We start from the raw sequence: 19,025 nt of genomic DNA, 5'->3' as shown, positions 1-19,025 counted from the left end.
GTAACTTCTATATATTTAATTGATAAGGAACACCAATGAAAAAATACCTTAAGTATATCATCATAATTGCGCTTATTCTTATCGCTATAATCGTGATAACATCTTTGCGCAAAGCGAAAAACAAACCCGAATTCAGAACAACATCTCCCTCCTTTGGCAATATCAGAGAAGTTGTTACCGCAACCGGTTCCCTTAATCCTTATGTTTTAGTTAGCGTTGGCACCGAAGTTAGCGGAAAAATAGATAAACTCTATAAGGACTTCAATGATAAAGTGAAAAAGGGGGAATTGCTGGCAAAACTGGATACGGAAATTCTTGCTACCAATCTGGAAGCCGCAAAAGCCGATCTGGCAAAGGCAAAAACCGCTTTAGACCAGGCAAAATTGGATTACGATCTGCAGGCAGAATTGCTGGAAAAAAAGATGACTCCTGAATATGATGCCAAAAAAGCACTCTTTGCTTATCAAACAGCTCAACAAAACTTTAACAATGCTCAGCTCACATTACAGCGCGCTCAAAAAAATCTTGCCAATGCCTATATCACCAGTCCTATAAATGGAATTGTGGTTTCCCGCGATGTTGATGAAGGACAAACAGTTGCTGCCAGTATGAGTTCTCCCACTTTATTCAAAATAGCCAATAACCTTGATCAGATGCAAATATCTGCTAATGTGGACGAGGCAGATATCGGAAAAATAAAGGTTGGCTTGCCTGTTGAATTTAGTGTTGATGCTTATCCCAGCGAAAACTTTTCCGGTAATGTGAAACAAATTCGGCTTAATCCTACAACGGAATCCAATGTGGTCTCCTATAGTGTGATTATTGATGCCGCCAATCCGGAACAAAAACTCCTTCCCGGTATGACTACCAATGTAACTATCATTATTCAAGCCCGGGAAAATGTGATGCGTATTTCGGAAACAGCTACCCGTTTCAAGCCCAGTAAAGAAATTTGGGAACAGCTTGGTTATAAATGGAGCGACGACCTTTTACTAAAAGCTCAAAAAGAAGCTTATGCTTCTCTTGCCAAGGCAAAAGCTATACCCGCAAAAACTGATACCACTAATTTCAACCAAAAGAAATACGGTAAAACAAAACAAGAATTTAGTTCTAAAACAATTAGTTCTTCAGGTAAAGCGGCACTTATTTGGGTGCTGGAAGATAATCAACCCAAACCCAAAGGAATTAGAACCGGAATTTCCGAAAGCGGATATATTGAAGTTATAGAAGGACTTACCGGTAACGAAACAATTATCACCGGAGTAAATACTAAAAGTGGCTCTGAAACTAATAACGGAACTCAGGGTGGTCCTGGAATGAGGCACTTCTAAAATGCCAAATCTGCTAATTAGAACAGAGAATTTAACTAAAATTTATCAGATGGGAGAAGTTCAGGTGCACGCCCTCAGAGGCGTTTCCCTCCAAATTAAAGAAGGTGAATTTGTCGCTATTATGGGTGCCAGTGGCAGTGGAAAAACAACCTTAATGAATCTTCTCGGTTGTCTTGACCTGCCAACAAGTGGTGAATATTACATCAATGATATCGGCATTCACGAAATAACCCCCGCGGAACTTACCAAAATTCGTAATCAGATGATTGGTTATGTATTTCAAAACTTTTATTTGCTCCCGCGCACAACCGCTTTGGAAAATGTGGAACTCCCTCTGCTATATAGAAATAAAATGACTCATCACCAGCGATTGCAAAAAGCAATGGAAGCCCTTTCCACCGTAAATATAAAGGATAGAGCAAAACATTATCCCAATCAGCTTTCCGGTGGACAACAACAAAGAGTTGCCATTGCCCGCGCTATTGTAAATGATCCCGTTTTTCTACTTGCCGATGAACCGACCGGAAATCTGGATACCAGAACCAGTTTGGAAGTGATGACTATCTTTCAGGAATTGCATAAAAACGGAAAAACCATTTTGTTGGTTACCCATGAACACGATATTGCAAAGTATGCTCACCGTCTGATAACTTTTCGTGACGGGCGCATAATTGCCGATGTGCCCAATAACAATCCTCAAGATGCTGCTTATGATTTGGCAAATCTACCTAAACTTCCCGGAGATGAAGAATGAGTATAGTAGGAATTATTCGCATCGCTTTCAAATCGCTTGCCCGCAATAAAACCAGAACCTTTTTAACGATGCTGGGAATAATTATCGGCGTAGCAGCGGTTATAACAATGCTGGCTATCGGACAAGGTGCCAAAAAGATTGTAGAAGATCAAATCTCTTCTATGGGAACCAATGTGCTGATGGTTACTGTAAATTTTACGCGTAGTTCCACAAATGTGCGTCAGGCAGCCGGAAGTGGAAGTTTACTTGAACTTGATGATGTTTTTGCTATTCGTTCTCAGGTTGAAGATGCTTTGTATGTCTCACCCGTTTATAACAGCTTTGCTCAGCTAAAATTTGAATCGCAAAACTGGAGAACCGGCGTTATGGGTGTAGATACCGATTATTTTTATATCCGTAATATGAATCCTGAACAAGGAGAATTGTTTTATGACAGCGATGTGGAAAACGGAACTAAGGTTTGTGTAATAGGCAAAACAGTTGCCGAAAACCTTTTTGGAGATATAGATCCTGTGGGACAAATAATCCGCATTCGGAATATTCCTTTCACCGTTAAAGGCGTTATGGAATCCAAGGGACAAAATGTGATGGGTGCAGATCAGGATGATAGTGTTTGGGCACCTTACACAACTGTCTATACCCGTTTGCTGGGTAGAAGATGGAGAAATATGATGATCATTGTTTCTGCGGTCTCCAAAGATAAAATTGCTAAAGTGCAACAGGATATTCTTGATCTATTACAAAGCCGCCATAGAGGAACTACCAGCGAAGAATTTTTAGTCCGCTCTCAAACAGATATTGCCGAAACAGCCAGTAAGGTCTCCGATACAATGACTTTTCTTTTGGCAAGCATTGCGGGTATTTCTCTTTTGGTTGGGGGAATAGGTATTATGAATATTATGCTGGTTTCGGTTACGGAACGCATCAAGGAAATTGGGATCAGAATGGCTGTAGGCGCAGGAAAAAGAGATGTCCTGTTACAATTTATTATAGAAGCGGTTACAATCAGCATTTTAGGTGGTTTTATAGGTATCCTTCTGGGTTTTGGAGCTTCCAAAATTGTGGGTAATGCAATGAAATGGAGTGTGGTAGTTACACCTTTTTCCGTTCTGCTTTCAGTTGGATTCTCAATGGCTATAGGTATCTTTTTTGGCTGGTATCCTGCTTCCAAAGCGGCAAATCTGAATTTAATTGATGCCTTGCGTTATGAATAAATAATTAAAAACTAAGCCCCAATTTCCCAAGGTAACATTGTAAACCTAAATTTGGCAATTCTATAAACAAAGAAAACTCGCCTGCAAGTGATATTTTGCTTGACGAATCTCAACTCCCTAAAACTATGAAGAAAAAAAGAAAGGAGACACAAAATGGCTGTCAAAATTGATAAAGAAACCTGTATCGGATGCGGTGCCTGCATTGATGTATGCCCTGTTTCTGCTTTAAAATTGGTAAATGACAAGGCAGAATGTGACGAGTCACTTTGCATTGATTGCGGGGCTTGCATTGATACCTGTCCTGTTCAGGCAATTTCACAATAACTGAATTAAAAATAGTTATAATTTCCCAAAGTGGCAAATCGGGATGCCAAATTCCGATTTGCCACGCGGAATGCAATTTCTAATATTTTATTATATTTTCAAGTATGAGTATAATTTAGCGAAGAGTAAGGCAATAACATTAAACTTTAGAGGAGGTGATTAAAATGAAGCGCTTATTTCTTATTCTTTTTATTACAACTCTCATTTCCCTGAATTTTGCCATTCAGGTAAGCGGAAATCAAAGCGGAGTTTGGTCTCCTGTAAACAATCCTTACGAAGTAATTGGAGCAATAACTGTTCCTGCATCCGATTCTTTAATTATTCAGGCAGGGGTAGAAATTCACCTTTTGGGCTCCTATCAAATTACCGTAGAGGGAATATTAAATGCCTATGGAACTGAGGTAGATAGTATCCGAATTTTAAATATGCAGGCAAATCCGACTGCACTTTGGCCTGGTTTGCGTTTTGAAAATCTGCAGCATACCAGTCATTTGAATTATGTTTATCTGGAATATGCCACTTATGGAGTGCGCACTATCAATTCCCCTATCGCTATCTCTCACTGTCATATAAACTTATGTGAAAAAGGAATGGAGTTTTATGGCATCGGTTCTGCAGTTCCTTTGCCTAATGTAGTGGAGTATTGTTTAATTGAAAACTGCACCCAAAATGCGATTCTTGTCACTTCCAATAGCAATGCCTATATCAGATACAATGAAATCCGTTATAATGGAACGGGAGCTCAATTTCGGGCAGCTATTCAAATGGGCAATCAATCAGGCGTAAATCAGTGCAATCCCAATATCTTATATAACCATATTCATCACAACTACAAGCAGGGAATTTCGGCTTGGGATATTGCTTCTTCGGGTTCTATCAATCCGCAAATTTTGCATAATATCATTGAGTATAACTACACCGGAATCTATCTTTTGCAGGCATCAGGTTATGTAGCTGATAATCAAATTAACTACAATTTTATTCCTGGAGATATGAATTCCGGAGCAGGAGTAATGGTTTCGGGAGTAACTTCCGTGCCCTATTTTGAACGCAATCATATTGAGGGTAATTATACCGGTTTTTACATTACTAATAATGGCAAACCTGTTTTAGGAGACCTAACTTTAAATCATATTTGGGCTCAGGGCGAAAATACCATTATCAATAATATTGATGTTAACAATCACAATAATTCCGTTTATTGCGATGCTTATCCTAATGCCAGCTTCATTATTATGGCGGAAAATAATAATTGGGGGTTTGCTACGGCAGCAGAAATTGCCTTAACGATAAATGACCACAATGATAATTCCGCTTTGCCGACTGTAGATTTTGAACCCTTTATTATTCCTGTGCAAAATACAATCATCACAGGCAGTTATATTTATACTGGAACAGCACAAATTACCAATGCGCGCTTGGAATTAATTGCAGTAGCTAACGGAATTGTTCAGGTATCCATTCCTCTTCCCACAGCTGATTTTTCCGTTCAGGCAAATATTTCCGAGGATTTTTATGCGCAGGTTGTTTTAACCGAAACGGGAACCGGAAAAGAACTTTATGGCTGTGCCGGTGGTTATATTAATCCTGGTGTTTTTTCTCCTGCGCCTGGAAATTCAGTTTATATCGGCATAGTTGAAGTTACTGATATTCCTCTTTCTCGCTATGAATATGTAGGAGAACCGAATCAGGAGGGTAATTTAACGCTATATCCTTTGCTGACAGGTTGGGGTTTATACAGCTATGATAAATTGGACTGGGTTTATCCTGCAGGTGATTATCTTTACCTGAAAAGAAATATCTGGCGAACTCCTGCCGGAGAAGTGACAACAGAACTGCCTTTGGGCACTGTATATAAAAAGTATCTGAATATCAATGCGGGAGATAGCTGGCAGCAAACTGAGGTTATCTATCCTGGCAATATCACTTTTACTACTGATGTGCAGGTTACTAATTGTGTTACAGATATTTCTACCCCTGCATTTTTGCTTTTTACCCGTAAGGATTCATTCGGATATGTTGTAGATAAAAGAATAAAAGGAATTGCTGAAGAACTTTTCCATTACCAAAATCATTACAACATTGCCAGGGAAAACATTATTTACCTCCCAGGCAATAATGACCCTTTAACTACAGGAAATGTTACTTTATTTATGCCTGAACCGCTAAGTGAAAACCCTTCTTTTCTGGCTTTTGAGCCCGATATTGATGACCAAATTCATCTTTTTTGGCAGGCACCCGCACAGGGAAATTTGAGCTGGACTTCTTACCGTATTTATAAAAACGATGCTCTAATAGGCGAAATTCCTTTCTCTCAAAGCGATTATATCGTTACTGATTTTAATCCTCAAATTACTACTTACTTTTATGTAACTGCTACGGACGGAATAAATGAATCCGAACCAAGCAACTGTGTTACAGTATATTATGTGGGTAATGAAGACCTCATTCAGAAACCTATGTGCGTAGATGTATATCCCAATCCGGTTAGTTTTAACTCTGGCTCGGCTCTTATAGTGGAAGTTAAAAATGCGGAAAACAGTTCTGCCCTCATAGAAATTTACAACCTGAAAGGGCAATTGGTATTTAGAAAAAACCTGCAGGACGAAAAGAACTTTCTCTGGAAGGGAATAGATAATAGAGGCAAACGCAGTTCTGCCGGCATTTATTTCCTGAAAATAAAGGTTCAAGGCGAAAAACCCATTAACCGTAAAATAATGGTCTTATAAATAAATTCCGAACTCTCTGTAATAGAAATAAAAAGGGTGGCAGAAAATGAAACTGTCACCCTTTGATTCTTGTGGATAATCCGTGAGTGCTTTTTTTTACTCCGGAAACATATATACGGAGAGCAAGGACTTATCAAAAACATAATACTGTTTAGCGGTTTTGGTTATAGCTTTCTTATCCAGTTTGTCATACAGCACAGGATAATCCAGAAAACAGTCAATCGGTAAGCCGTAAGAAATATTCTCACTCATATTATTCACCCAGTATCTATTGGACTTGATGTTTTCTTCATACTTTTTATGCAGAGTGGTTTTAGTGGATTCTATATATTTATCCGCAAAAAGTCCGTTTTTCAAGCTATCCAAAGTGGCAAAGATAGCGGCATTCAATTCCTTGGCTCTTTCAGGATCACAACCCATCAAGGTTAAAGTGAAAACGCCAGGTTTAGGCAGAAAGTCATAAAAACTCTGAATTTCAACAACATAAGCACCGCTCATATTTTCGCGAACATTTTCCCGCAGTTTTTCGTAAGCAATCATTTGCAGAGCGGATTGCTGCACATTGTTTTGCGGGGAAAACGATGCCTTATTGTTTGTTACATTAGATACAAAACTGCGTTCAGTGCCTTTATTGAAACTGATTTCCTTTTTCCCGTTAAAAGCTCTAACGCCGGCATCGGTCATTTTTTCCTTTCTTCCCTTTGCCGGTAAATTGGCTAAATATGTTTGGCAATAATCCTTTAATTGGTCTTCAGCAAAATTGCCGACAACATAAAAAGTGAAATCGGTGTAATCGCCAAAGCGGTCTTGGAAAATATCTTTTAACTGTTTCAGAGTAACGCTATCCAGGTCTTCCGGATGCAAATTTCTTTTCAGAGGATGATTATTGAACATCAGCACATTTAAAGTATCAAAGAAAGCGTTTGATGGTTCCAGCAAATAGTTTTGAACCCGAGCCCTGGTTGAGGCAACAGCTGCAGAAAATGCTTCTTCATTATATCTGGGAGCATAATTATATTGATAGAGCATTTGGAACATCAATTCCAAATCCTGCGGAGAACAAGAACCTCTCCAACCCTCTGAATAAGAGTAAATTGTTGGATAAACATACACAATTTTGCCTGCTAATGCCTTTTGCAAAGAAGGAGCATCAAAATTACCAAAACCCGATACACTGAAATATTGGGATAATAAGTCGGCAGATTTATAATTTTCCGGTTTCAGTTTTGCTTTTCCCCCGGGACTTTGTGCTATCAGAATAACCTCATCTGCCTTAAAATCCGTTTTTTTGCTGTATACGGTTATTCCATTGGAAAGAACCCATTGTTTGATTCCGGACTTGGGAAAGACCTTTTCTTTAGTTATTTTTCCCGGAATGGGAATTGTTTCCAAAAGCGGTTCATTCACGGTTATATCTTCCCAAGGTTCCAGTTCCTGAGCAATTGACTGCTGATAAATATTCAGCAAATCCTCGCGCGAGGGATATTTTGCTCCTGGTTTATCCGTTCCGGCTAAACTTAAAGTAAGATTTTCAGAGGTAATAACATCATCAACAATGTCGTTCACTTCGCTTAAGCCAATTTCATAGATCAGCCCTTTCAGCATTTGTTCATAGGTTTCAGCGCTGAGAATTGTATCTTCAGACATTACAGCATCCAAAAGCTCCCAAATTACATCTTCGGAATCCATTGTCGGTTTATCGGCAACCCATTTTTCCGCCTGTCTAATCATTATTTGTTTGGCTCGTTCCCATTCACCAGGTTGAAAACCGTGTTGACGCACTCGAGTCAATTCCGTTATCAAAGTTCTGAAGGCATCTTCACTGCGACCTTCATTGGCAAGCATAAAACAATCCGTAGCATTAAAACCCTTCAGCCAAGTAGCATTAAACATAAAGGCATAAGAAAAAGACGGATCGGGTTGTTGACTAAGCTCTTCCAAACGGGCATTAATCATCGTGAAAAACAAATCCTGTTTCATCTCATTATACAAAGAACCCAAATCAGTTACAGGAGTGGTCTTAACTTTCCAGGTGCTTCTTATCATTGTATAGGGCTGTTCTTTATCCAAAACCGTTACAGCTCTCGGTTCAATATTATCGGGAACAGGATAATTAATGCGGGGACGCGGATTTTCTCTTTTAGGAATAACGCCAAAGTATTCCTTAACTAAACCTTCCAATTTTTGGGGATCATAATCACCCACAATAAAGACGGTCTCTAAATCGGGACGATACCAATCCTGATAATAACGAATTAAACTCTCGTGCTTAAAGTTCTTAAGGTTTTCAATTGTTCCGATAGGATTCCTTTCGGCATAACGAGAACCGGCAAAACGAACTTTATCTATTTGGTCTTGAATTCTTCTTTGTGCATTTTGTCCCAGACGCCATTCTTCCATTACAACACCTCTTTCACGTTCAATTTCAGCGGGCTCAAAACTTACTTGCCAGGCAATATCCGAAAGAATGGAAATTCCTTTCCGCATTTTGGCTTCATCATCAGTAGGAAGCTTAAATTCATAAACAGTATAGTCATAACTTGTTCCACCGTTTAAGCCATTGTGATAACCCATTCCAATAGAAGTAAGATAATCCACCATTTCCGTTCTGGGGAAATTTTTAGTGCCGTTGAAAGCCATATGTTCTACAAAATGTGCCAGCCCAAGTTGATCATCATCTTCCACAACACTTCCGGCATTGATGAAAAGCCGTAGTTCAAGTCGTTTTTCCGGTTTTGCATTTTGCTTGATGTAATATTTCAAGCCATTATCCAAAGTGCCGGATATTACATCCGGGTCTTGTTCCAAAGGAAAACTTGCGTATTCAGGAGGAAGGATTGCACTTAAAGTCAGAATACAGCATAGTAGGATTAAGCCGAGGTAGGTCCTCTTCATAATTACTCCTTGTATTTTTATTTTGCCCTGATAGCTTGCCCGCTTTCTTTAGTTTGGATTAAAATTAACTACATATTGTTCGTCCACTGCCAAAATGTTTTCGCTGTCGCCAAAAGTGTAATGCGACTCATCCGGAAGGTATATTTCTACCTGATAGTAATATTTATTTCCATAATCCACACGCAAAAATCGGCTTTCTCCAGGCAAAATATTATACATAACGCCTACCTGATAATAAGTTAAAGGACTATGTTGCCAAATTTCTGCCCAGCTGATTATTTGGTCAGAGTTGTTTATTACTTTCACACTGGCACGATTAGGATTAAGATAAATACTGTATGTTTTTCCCGCTTTCACTTCAATCCAAGTAGAATCCAGATAAGCATTTTGATACTCATCAAAAATACTAAAGGTCTCTCCTACCAGCCAAATAGGTAGTTTCTTTTTCACTTCACCAGTGAAAATATTTTGCGTGTCGGTATCTATATTAATGCTAACACTTTCCCCTGCAGGAATTGTCTTTTGTTCCATATTTTCCACTTTAATATAAGCAGGATATGAACAACGGTTAAAAACCTGCAATTTCCCTCCGGATTCACAAGCAGAAAGCATTAACAGAATAGCCGCCAACCCCAGGATTAAGCAAACTCTCTCTTTCATTATTCTCACCTCTTCTTACAATAATTATTCATTTTTTCAGGCAAACACTATGTCAAGGAAATTGTTGGTTGACCATATCCACTCCTGTTTTTATAATAGGTAGTATAAGTTGCTGATGTCTTTTTACTCTCTGAAAACCCTTTAGGGCGACACAATGATAGCGATGGGTTCGGAAAATGGGGTTGAGAAGGTTGAGAAAGTTTAGAGGGTTTATATGGTTGAGATTCCCTTTGCTCTCTGCCCTTTGCCCTCTGCCAATAAGCCCAAAGGGCGACACAACGATAGCGATGGTGGCGTAAGCCCCTCGGGAAAAAGGGTTGAGAAAGTTTAGAGGGTTGAGAAGGTTTAGAGAGTTTATATGGTTGAGATTCCTTCAAAGCCCAAAGGGCGACACAATGATAGCGATGGTGGCGTAAGCCCCTCGGAAAAAAGGGTTGAGAAAGTTTAGAGGGTTGAGAAGGTTTAGAGAGTTTATATGGTTGAGATTCCTTAAAAGCCCAAAGGGCGACACAACGATAGCGATGGTGGCGTAAGCCCCTCGTAAGAAGAAAGATAGAACTCCCAATCTAAATCTAATATTTTGATTCCGGTTTTTGTTTTATTTTATTAAGACCATTTTCTTACTGGAGCAATACCCTCCACTGTTAATCTTATAAAAATAGATTCCTGCTGGCACTGTCCGCCCGCGGTCATCTTGACCATCCCAGAGAATAGTTTGTTCTCCAGGACTAAATTTTTAGGACTGCACTAAATGGCGAACCACTTGTCCTTTAATGTTATATACCGCAATGCTGGTGCTGGCAGGGCTATTCATCTCAAATTTAATGGTGGTGCTATTTCTAAAGGGATTAGGATAGCAGACATCATTAATATTAGGAGTAAGGACTGGATCCGTGACCGGGGTTGGCAAACTAATTTCAGTGAGCCAGTTGGTATCTGGACCACTATAAGTTTGCCGATAGATAGAAATAGCATAGAGTTTAGCGGCATCATCAGATAAAGCTACGGCCTGGGTGACAAAAAATGGCAGGATATTTTGAGAGATTTGCCAGACCAGGTTCATATTCTGGTTATAGCAGAACATTGATAAAGCACTGCCATCTTGTCCATTAGGGTCATCTCCTAAAACAATAAGACAGGAAAGCAATAGCTCATGGTTATTAAGTAGAAGGTGATGGACATGGGCGGTAGTGTCCGGTCCAGCTATGTCAGTGGTAGATACCAGTTGGTAATTGTCTCCCATATCCTCAATTTTATACAGGAGAGTATTTGTCCAGGGATCTAATTGTTGGCCGCCAAAGTAGATGATGTTATCATCTACTAAACCTACGGGCTGTAATAAATCTGGCACCTCAAAACTCCAGATAACTTCTGCCGCAGTATTAATCTGGACCTTGGTTAGTTTAATAGCGGTATTAGAAGTTGTGCCATGACTAGTATTGTCAAAACAGTAAAAGATAGAATCAGAACTAGCTATAGCAAAATGATAAGAGTAGTGATTTCCTCCTGTCGGAATAGCCCAGTTTCCTAGGATAGCGCCGTTTTCATAGTTTAACAGAATTAAATTGCTATAATTACCATAACATGTTAAAAAATTATTGCTCGTATTAGATATGGAAATGCAACTACTATAAGAACTTAAGTCACGAGACCAGCATATATCGCCATTGGGTGTTATCTTAACAATTTCTGATCCGTCGCTATAGCACAAATTTCCATCAGGGGTCTTGACTAAACTATATCCAGGACTCCCAGTATAAGAATTGGGTTGTTGCCAGATTACCTCTTTAGTTAAGAGGTCTATCTTTACTAGGTAAAATGGCAGGCAAGTATTTATATAGCAGAAGTTGCCCATCACTACGGCATCGGAGACATCACCGACACTAAAGGGTAATTGATCAACATCTACTATTTGTGGCGTTTCTTGAGCTCCCAATAGGGCAGCCATAGCCATTAGCCAGATAGTTATAAAAAGATAGTGGCTCCGTTTCATTGTCCACCTCCTTATATTTTTATTTTTAAAGTCCTTATCATCTTATTATGTCATAACTTATGTTTTCTGTCAATGGTTCTTTTACTTCCTATTTCTATCTCTATCCTCTCAAACAAATTAAGTTTATTTCAATAAAAATCTTGTCAAACAATATTTTGTTTGGCGAAACAAGTCACAATCCCCCATAGGTTCTGATTTATGGCTTTTTGCCTGATTATTTGTGCTGGGTTAATTGCTTTTATCAACTGGCAAAATGCCTGATATTCAGTATTGACGCCACATACAGGACACTGAGTTCGCCTGAGGGTTACGGCCAATACCACTGAACGACAAGATATTAAAGCATGCCCTATGTGCCTTATTTTAGTATCATATATGGGCAATGGTTTATAACACTTCGGGCACATATTCTGCCTGGTGCTTTTAATGGGTATATGCACTTCCTTGGTGCCTTGATACTCTTCTTCGGTTAGATTGGTTGCACAATATCCTTGCAAGTTCAGTAACACTTCACAAATTTGGTTTCCGAGAGGACTGGTCATAAAGTGCTCCTTTAGGTGATGGTTTAGAAATAAGGTCTAAAAAATGTACTAATCCTTTCAGCTCTTTTTTTGTGCTCACCCACTCTATTTGAAATTGAACCTGTAATAAGACCAAACGACTTGGTAAAGGTTATGGTCTAAAAACGCTATATTGACTTGCTCCCGGACGAAATCCTTAGGAGGATAGTAATCAAACGCCTGGGTGAAACTCAGGATTTAGAGCAGCAAATCCAGCTTATTTGATGATCTTGACTTCCACTCGTCGGTTCAGGGCTTTGTCTTCTTCGGAGAGATTGTTGTTCAGGGGACGACTGAGACCATAACCAACCGAGATCATCCTGTTTGCGTTAACGCCCTTTCCCTTCAGGTAACTTAATACAGCGGCAGCACGGTTTTCAGACAATGTGGTGTTATACTTCTCTCCACCTTGGTTCTCGCAAGTGTGGCCGGAAATTTCGACCCGAATTGTGGGGTTGTTCAGAAGCGTGAGGGCAATCTCATTGAGAATCGGATATGATTCTGCCTTCAGGACAGCACTGTCATAGTCAAATTGGATATTGCTGAACACGAATACTTTATCTAGATCCAGAGGTTCCAATCGCAGATCTTGACGAACTCGGCTGCTTTGACTAGGCGGTTTGATTCTGGTGGAATACATAGAGTAACCGCTGGGATTGGTATCAAGGATATACTCCTTGCTGACTGGCAAATATATGGAATAGTTTCCCTGCTCGTCCGGTCTTGCCAGATCGTGATAATGAATTCCGTCCCGGTCGTAACTGAAACGCAATTCCGCCTGCACTGGAACATTTTTATCATTGAGCACAGTTCCCCAAATCTCCAGATACTCCTCTTCCACCTCTTGGGTAAGCAATCCGCTGAGTGGTGAGGTGTTGTCCTTATCCTGCACACGTTTGACCTGACCATCGCTGTCCTTGATAAAGTAGGATCGGGGTGCGTATTCAAGGCTGAGAGGGTGTATACCTAAAACGCCTCTCCGGGCACGGTCTGAAAGCAAAATGGCTTCATTGGAATTGCGCAGGTGATAGAAAGCTCTGTCGTTGTAAGCAGAATTGACCGGAGCTCCAACATTTTCGGCCCGGGACCAGGTCTTTGCTTCTCCATCCAGTACCACTGCCTTGTAAATGTCATATCCTCCAAAACCGCGATAGCCGTTGCTGGAAAAGAAAATGGTCTTGCCATCCCAATCCAGGAAGGGAGCAATTTCATCACCTGCGGTGTTGACATTAGCCCCCAGGTTGAATGGGCGCTGCCAACTGCCGTCGTTGTAGATACTTAGATAGATGTCATAACCTCCAAAGCCGCCTGGACGGTTTGAACTGAATAGCATCAAGCGGTCCTGATAGACATAGGGATCAATTTCCTGCTGGTCGCTGTTGACTGCGGTCAGACGAACGGGACTGGTCCAACCGTTTTTATCATCACTGGTGTAGATATCATAGTCCTGCCTGCCTTGCTCATATTTTCCCATCAAGTAGGCACGCATACCATTGGAGGAGAATGAACAAAGCGCTTCGTCGCTATTTGTACTGAGAGCTTCCACGAGCTCTGGATAAGCCCAGGAATTGTTCAAACGCTCTGCTCTCCAGATATTGGTTTTCGCAAAAGCGGCTGGACGTCCGGAACAGAAATATAGATAGGTTCCATCGGGACTGACGGTAAAATGGGATTCTCCCTCGTCACTGGAGAGGTAGATTGGATTCTCATTGACCTGAACCCGGCGAAAGACATTCTCTTGCTCCGCGATCAAATCCAGGTAGTGCTGTGCTATGGTCACATAATTCGGGTCAAAGGTTTGAAGATATTGTTCTAAATAATACTTGGCATTGCTGATCTCCCCCAGTTCCAGATAGTTCATAGCAATCCAGAAATAATGAGTGGCAGGCATGTCTCCGGTGCGTACTTCAGCCAGAAATTGGTTCAGCGAAACTCTGTAATCACCATCCTGGTAGTTTTCCAGGGCAGTTTTGGCGGTTTGATTCTGTTTATATAGCTGGTAGGAGATGTCGAACATTGTTTCCGGGTTGATGGAGACCAACTCAATTTCGGGGATGTTGTTGATCTCTTCTTCCTCTTCATAATATATGGTGTTGTAGCCCTTGAGGGTCCAGTTGTAATAGACCCAACTCAGGTTTTGATCCAGTTCTCGCAAAGCTTCCAGATAGAAGTTACCGGGGTGGCTGGTCACGACTTCTGCCTCCTCCTGCGACATCCGGATCTTCATATTGCGTTTGAACTCCCGGTTTTCAATAGAGAGCACGCCTTGGTCTTGAAGATAGCCCAGCACTGTGATATCCTCCACAGTGTAGCGCTCGCGGCTGGAAGCCAGCAGAGCATTGATCTCCTGCTGGATTTCAGCTTTACGGTTTTGGATAACAAGACTGTCAGCAGCACTGAGAATCTGGCCATCCAGATCCGGAGTGTAGGTGAGAAACTCACGCAATTGGCGGACATTGAAACTGATTTCGTTGACGCTGGCGCAAAACAGGCTTCCAGTCAGCAAAAGGCATAAGATGCTTATATATATCTGAGTTTTAATATTTTTCATTGGTTCTCCCATTCATCTTTGTCAAACAGTCATACTAAATTGGCAATCTGATTCCGATGCCAAATTTGAAGGTTAATCTATCGTAGATTACATTTCGTTTAGGCAATTCTGGCAGGAACACCTCGGAGGGTTTATCACTTACAAATGTGTCCCAGTTATGTATATCATCACTACGATACCATCCTCCACCGAAGTCCCCTTGGTATCTTGCTCCTCCGAAGAGATACAGATATCCAGCTTTACCGCTGGAGATACCTATACTCAAGTTCGACTCCATGGCAACTTGACCTAGAGAGTATGTGCTTATATAGCGATCTGGCTTGTCGGTTTCCGAGGCGTCCTCGGATTTTTCTTCGCGAAACTTGCGCACATATTTATATTCTACTCCGTTTACTTTCATGCTGGGGTGAATAAGTGTCTGACCACCATAGGTAGCTTTTATTTCCCAATTACCGAATATTGTTCCTCGATCATTAAGCATATTCACGCCAAACACACCAGCTACCCAGTCATAACAGAGAACCGGTTTGCTATTGTCTTGAGCTATGGCTGCAGTAAAGTTATCCAGTAAGCCCAAGCCCCAGTATGTAGTGGGATACTTGATCAAATGGGACTGGGCAACATCATCCTTGTAATGCATTGAGTGTGCAAACATACCGTTGATGGATAAGCCAGTGGCCAATGATTGGTAGTCATTTGAAGATGCTGTATCTTCGCTGTCATCAGCTTTACCGATGCGGAAAATTTGCACAACTTCTATATGGGATAAAAGAACCTGAGTGGTGCGGAAAAATCTTTGACGCTGATCCTGTCGAACCAGATCAGGATCTTTAACAAATATGAGCGTTTTAGAATAGTGGTCGCCCTCTTCCAGATGAAAGCTACCGCTCAGATTTTTGTAGGGAGAAGGAGGGAACACATAGTAATTGTGATCACCAATTAATAACTTAACATCTTTAGGTGTAGTCAAATATCTGTTATCGTCTATCTGATAAGAACTCGTCTCAAATCTATCGTTAAATGTGATAAAGCCGTATTTGAACTCGAAATTATGCTTGATATCGGATCCTGGAACAATGATGAACGTCTCTTCCAGTTGGTAACCTGGGTTAGCTGTAGGATTAATTTTAGCAGTAACAATGTAGGTTCCCGGATTAAGCTTCAAGTCATGGATTTTGGAATAACGGGTTTCATTTATCCAATACTCAGTATTTTCTTCATTGCTGGTGAGACTGAGTTTACCATAAGGGAAACTGAATTCGCGAACGACATTCTCGAATGGATCAATGTGGATGGTCTCGGTAAAGCTTTTAATTCCCAGGGCTTTCACGTCCGCTGGAGGAATCACTTCGATCTGGTGAATACCGATAGGGATATTCATGTTTTCCACCGGGGTCTGGCTCTTACCGTCTATCTTAATTGTGCTACCTGGCTCGGAGCAGGTAAGAGTGATGGTGCCGTCCTGGAATTCCAATTCCGGTTCTATATAACGGAAGGGCAGAACATCAACCTCGCTATAACCACGAATCACTTCGTCTTTGGTAATGCTAAATTCATAGCTACCAACCGGTAACGCGACCGGAACCGATGAGTTCAGTTCTGCTCCGTTGATGAGATAAGATACACCTTGAAGATTGCTTATAGGGTAAGCCAGGCCTATTTCATTAATTTTGTTGTAGTCATAATCCCAGCCCAGATATCTGTGATTTACTGCGAAAAGGCGTAATTGGTAGCTACGATTCTCCTTCAGATCAAGAATCGGTTCCCAGAGCACTTTATACGAATTACTACTCTCCACATTGCGATATTGGCCCACCAATGCCCTTAGTTTGAACCAAGCGGAATTTTCATCAGGTCTGGCAAAAAAGAATACATCGAAACGATCACCCCAGGAAAAGTTATCAATTCTGTAGGTAATCTCATAACGTCGGTTTACCCTCTGGACATCGAAACCTGTAAGTTCCTGAGCCCATACTGGCAAAACAGCCAACAGTAAAAATATGTATACGATAATGCTGATCTGTCTATTCATCGACCAATCCTCCTATCACGAGATATTATTTATCGCTATTGCCAAGTTGCTTTAATGTGTTTAGTTACGCATCTTAGCACGGTCTGTCTGGAAGCATGGCTTACTATTTTTTGATAGTGTGTGAATACAGTCAATAATGTCAAGAATTATTTCATTTCAAAAATTGTAACAGACATAAACGATTAGCTATGTAGCTATATTTGATCACTAAAAACTGCAAATTGGATCACCGTTTTTTCCAATCGGTTTTTTTTGCGGGCTAAAGATATCACGATTTTTTCAAATGGGATTTCGCATAGCATTGTATGACTTGCGATTATGATAAGCTCACCTTCAATCTGATTGTTTATTGAGATATCTGTCTTTCTTATCGTATTGAGCGGAAAGGACTTGACCACCTTTGCTATGGGTTCTATAGCACCCATAACTTAAAAGTAAGGTAACCGATAGTATTGATATGCAATTTATGCTAAAGCAGTAAATACCTGATAACAGGTAAATAGATTAGGATAATACTTAATACCAATCCGAAATTTTACCATTTAGGGGAAAATTGAGCTAACCAATTCTTACTTTGCAAATAAAATACAGTTTACCAACGAACTTAATGCTTATATGTTTTTTAGACGATTTTAATTCAGCACCTCAATTGCTGAATATGTCCCTAAACTATGTGGTTTTCTTATTCGGATTTTTTTACAGATGTAAATTCTTGATGAATTGTAGAAACGGTATATTAATTCTTCCTTAGTAACTGAGCTTATTAAAAAGGGGGATACTTTTTTTAGTTACTCTCCAAATTTTGTATTATTTATTGTTTATCTTGAACTTCCAGTTTGGTGGTGCAAGAGGTTTGTCAGGATTTGATGTTTTACCCAGAGTTATTGAAACATATTCTTTAAAAACATCAAGAAAATCAGGATCATACTGATATTTTACATAATCTAAGTTCCATAATCCAGATTCCCTTATCTTTATATTTTTGCTATACAGACCGAGCCATCCCGTAGAAGGCATATCTTTATTACCATTTAAACAAGATAGTAAACCGATTGTATTTCTTTCTATATAAGCTCTATCACTTGAAGAAGTTGCTTCGTCAATAATTGACAAATAAAGGAAAGACATTGATCCAATATATTCAGATACCTTTTGTTCAAGTTCACTTTCCTTACTTCTTATCTCTTGATTAGCATTCTGTCCTTTCCCCCAGGTCTCTATGAATAGCTCTGGATACTTATTCATAAGAGCTGCTCCTATATGCAATCTAAATACTGAGGAGCGATGGTTTCCAAACCCTTTAGATGTTCCTTTATGGGCTCTTAATCTGCCCCATAAAGTAGATTTCGATCCTATACTAACTCCATGTGTTCCTACCCGGACAATTCTTAAATCGTTTTTATTATATCTAATTTCACCAGGTTCAAAGAAAAAATAGACCCCTTGTTTCGGCAATATTTGCCGACCATTACATAGTTTCAAGATCCTCTTCCCATTTAATCCTATTTCTAAGATTCGTAGATACTCATAGAGTAAATCAATATCATTTTCCATAGTTATTTCTTTGATTCTGAACATCCAAATAATGTAGTTGTTCTCCAATTCTAAGACCTTTCATTGGAACTTCAATCTGAATACCCATTGCCTGTAATTTGGGAATAAGAAATTGCCTGTAGCAGTTTCCTGCCAAAAAGATTATTTTATCTCCCGAGTTAATGTGCTTAGAAATATCTTCAAATACCGATTCTGCCCATATAGCTCTTTCTTTAACGCTGTATGATTTTAGAGTTTCATTGTATGGTTCTACAACTTGTTCCGGAAGCAATAATCCATATTTAGCAGAGAGTATGAACCATTTGTCACACTTAGATTCAACGAAACTTTTAGATTTTTTAAATAAACTTGAATTATACAGATCTTTTGCAGGAGCAGCTGTTGCCTTTTTTTGCGCTCCACATTGAACTAAACCTATTACATCCATA

Annotated in this window: 11 protein-coding genes and 1 pseudogene; 5 read left to right on the top strand and 7 right to left on the bottom strand. The window is 39.9% G+C overall.

All coding sequences use genetic code 11. The features are described from left to right. Positions 1-35: 35 nt before the first annotated feature. The 5 genes and pseudogenes from CLOAM_RS00425 (at position 36) to CLOAM_RS00405 (ending at position 6,352) form a co-directional block, all read left to right on the top strand. Positions 36-1,331 (top strand): efflux RND transporter periplasmic adaptor subunit, encoded by a 1,296-nt coding sequence (locus CLOAM_RS00425; RefSeq protein ID WP_015423861.1) that lies wholly within the window; start codon positions 36-38, stop codon positions 1,329-1,331. A gap of 1 nt (position 1,332) precedes the next feature. Continuing rightward, entirely contained in the window at positions 1,333-2,085 is a 753-nt protein-coding gene (locus CLOAM_RS00420; protein ID WP_015423860.1) for an ABC transporter ATP-binding protein, read from the top strand. Further along, positions 2,082-3,299, top strand: a complete 1,218-nt coding sequence (locus tag CLOAM_RS00415) for an ABC transporter permease (RefSeq protein ID WP_015423859.1) — start codon at positions 2,082-2,084, stop codon at positions 3,297-3,299. The genes CLOAM_RS00420 and CLOAM_RS00415 overlap by 4 nt, the downstream gene beginning before the upstream one ends. 150 nt (positions 3,300-3,449) lie before the next feature. After that, a pseudogene (locus CLOAM_RS00410) lies at positions 3,450-3,623 on the top strand (indolepyruvate ferredoxin oxidoreductase subunit alpha); the annotation flags it as partial. 164 nt (positions 3,624-3,787) lie between these two features. Continuing rightward, on the top strand, positions 3,788-6,352 hold the full coding sequence (locus tag CLOAM_RS00405) for a T9SS type A sorting domain-containing protein (RefSeq protein ID WP_015423856.1): 2,565 nt from the start codon (positions 3,788-3,790) through the stop codon (positions 6,350-6,352). A 96-nt stretch (positions 6,353-6,448) separates the two neighbouring features. On the opposite strand, the gene CLOAM_RS00400 is transcribed toward CLOAM_RS00405, so the two are convergent. The 7 genes from CLOAM_RS00400 to CLOAM_RS00365 all read right to left on the bottom strand — a co-directional run bounded on the left by CLOAM_RS00400 (position 6,449) and on the right by CLOAM_RS00365 (position 19,024). Next, positions 6,449-9,247, bottom strand: a complete 2,799-nt coding sequence (locus tag CLOAM_RS00400) for a M16 family metallopeptidase (protein ID WP_015423855.1) — start codon at positions 9,245-9,247, stop codon at positions 6,449-6,451. A gap of 48 nt (positions 9,248-9,295) precedes the next feature. Beyond that, entirely contained in the window at positions 9,296-9,907 is a 612-nt protein-coding gene (locus CLOAM_RS00395) for a hypothetical protein (protein ID WP_044278744.1), read from the bottom strand. Positions 9,908-10,643: 736 nt separating this feature from the next. Then, positions 10,644-11,900 carry a T9SS type A sorting domain-containing protein gene (locus tag CLOAM_RS00390; protein WP_015423853.1) on the bottom strand — a complete coding sequence of 419 codons (1,257 nt, stop codon included), beginning with the start codon at positions 11,898-11,900 and terminating at the stop codon, positions 10,644-10,646. A 777-nt stretch (positions 11,901-12,677) separates the two neighbouring features. Next, on the bottom strand, positions 12,678-15,011 hold the full coding sequence (locus tag CLOAM_RS00380; RefSeq protein ID WP_044278743.1) for an OmpA family protein: 2,334 nt from the start codon (positions 15,009-15,011) through the stop codon (positions 12,678-12,680). A 34-nt stretch (positions 15,012-15,045) separates the two neighbouring features. Beyond that, positions 15,046-17,043 carry a peptidase associated/transthyretin-like domain-containing protein gene (locus CLOAM_RS00375; RefSeq protein WP_015423849.1) on the bottom strand — a complete coding sequence of 666 codons (1,998 nt, stop codon included), beginning with the start codon at positions 17,041-17,043 and terminating at the stop codon, positions 15,046-15,048. A gap of 807 nt (positions 17,044-17,850) precedes the next feature. After that, positions 17,851-18,597 (bottom strand): hypothetical protein, encoded by a 747-nt coding sequence (locus CLOAM_RS00370; protein ID WP_052293563.1) that lies wholly within the window; start codon positions 18,595-18,597, stop codon positions 17,851-17,853. Further along, the gene (locus tag CLOAM_RS00365) at positions 18,587-19,024 is read right to left on the bottom strand and encodes a DUF6884 domain-containing protein (protein WP_015423847.1); all 438 of its coding nucleotides are present in this window, start codon (positions 19,022-19,024) and stop codon (positions 18,587-18,589) included. Before CLOAM_RS00365 ends, CLOAM_RS00370 begins: the two co-directional genes overlap by 11 nt. Between the last annotated feature and the right edge of the window lies 1 nt (position 19,025).

The sequence above is a fragment of the Candidatus Cloacimonas acidaminovorans str. Evry genome (assembly GCF_000146065.2).
GTDB classification, from domain to species: domain Bacteria; phylum Cloacimonadota; class Cloacimonadia; order Cloacimonadales; family Cloacimonadaceae; genus Cloacimonas; species Cloacimonas acidaminivorans.
Note: the sequence above shows the minus strand (reverse complement) of the source record. Positions and strands in the feature narration are given on the sequence as shown.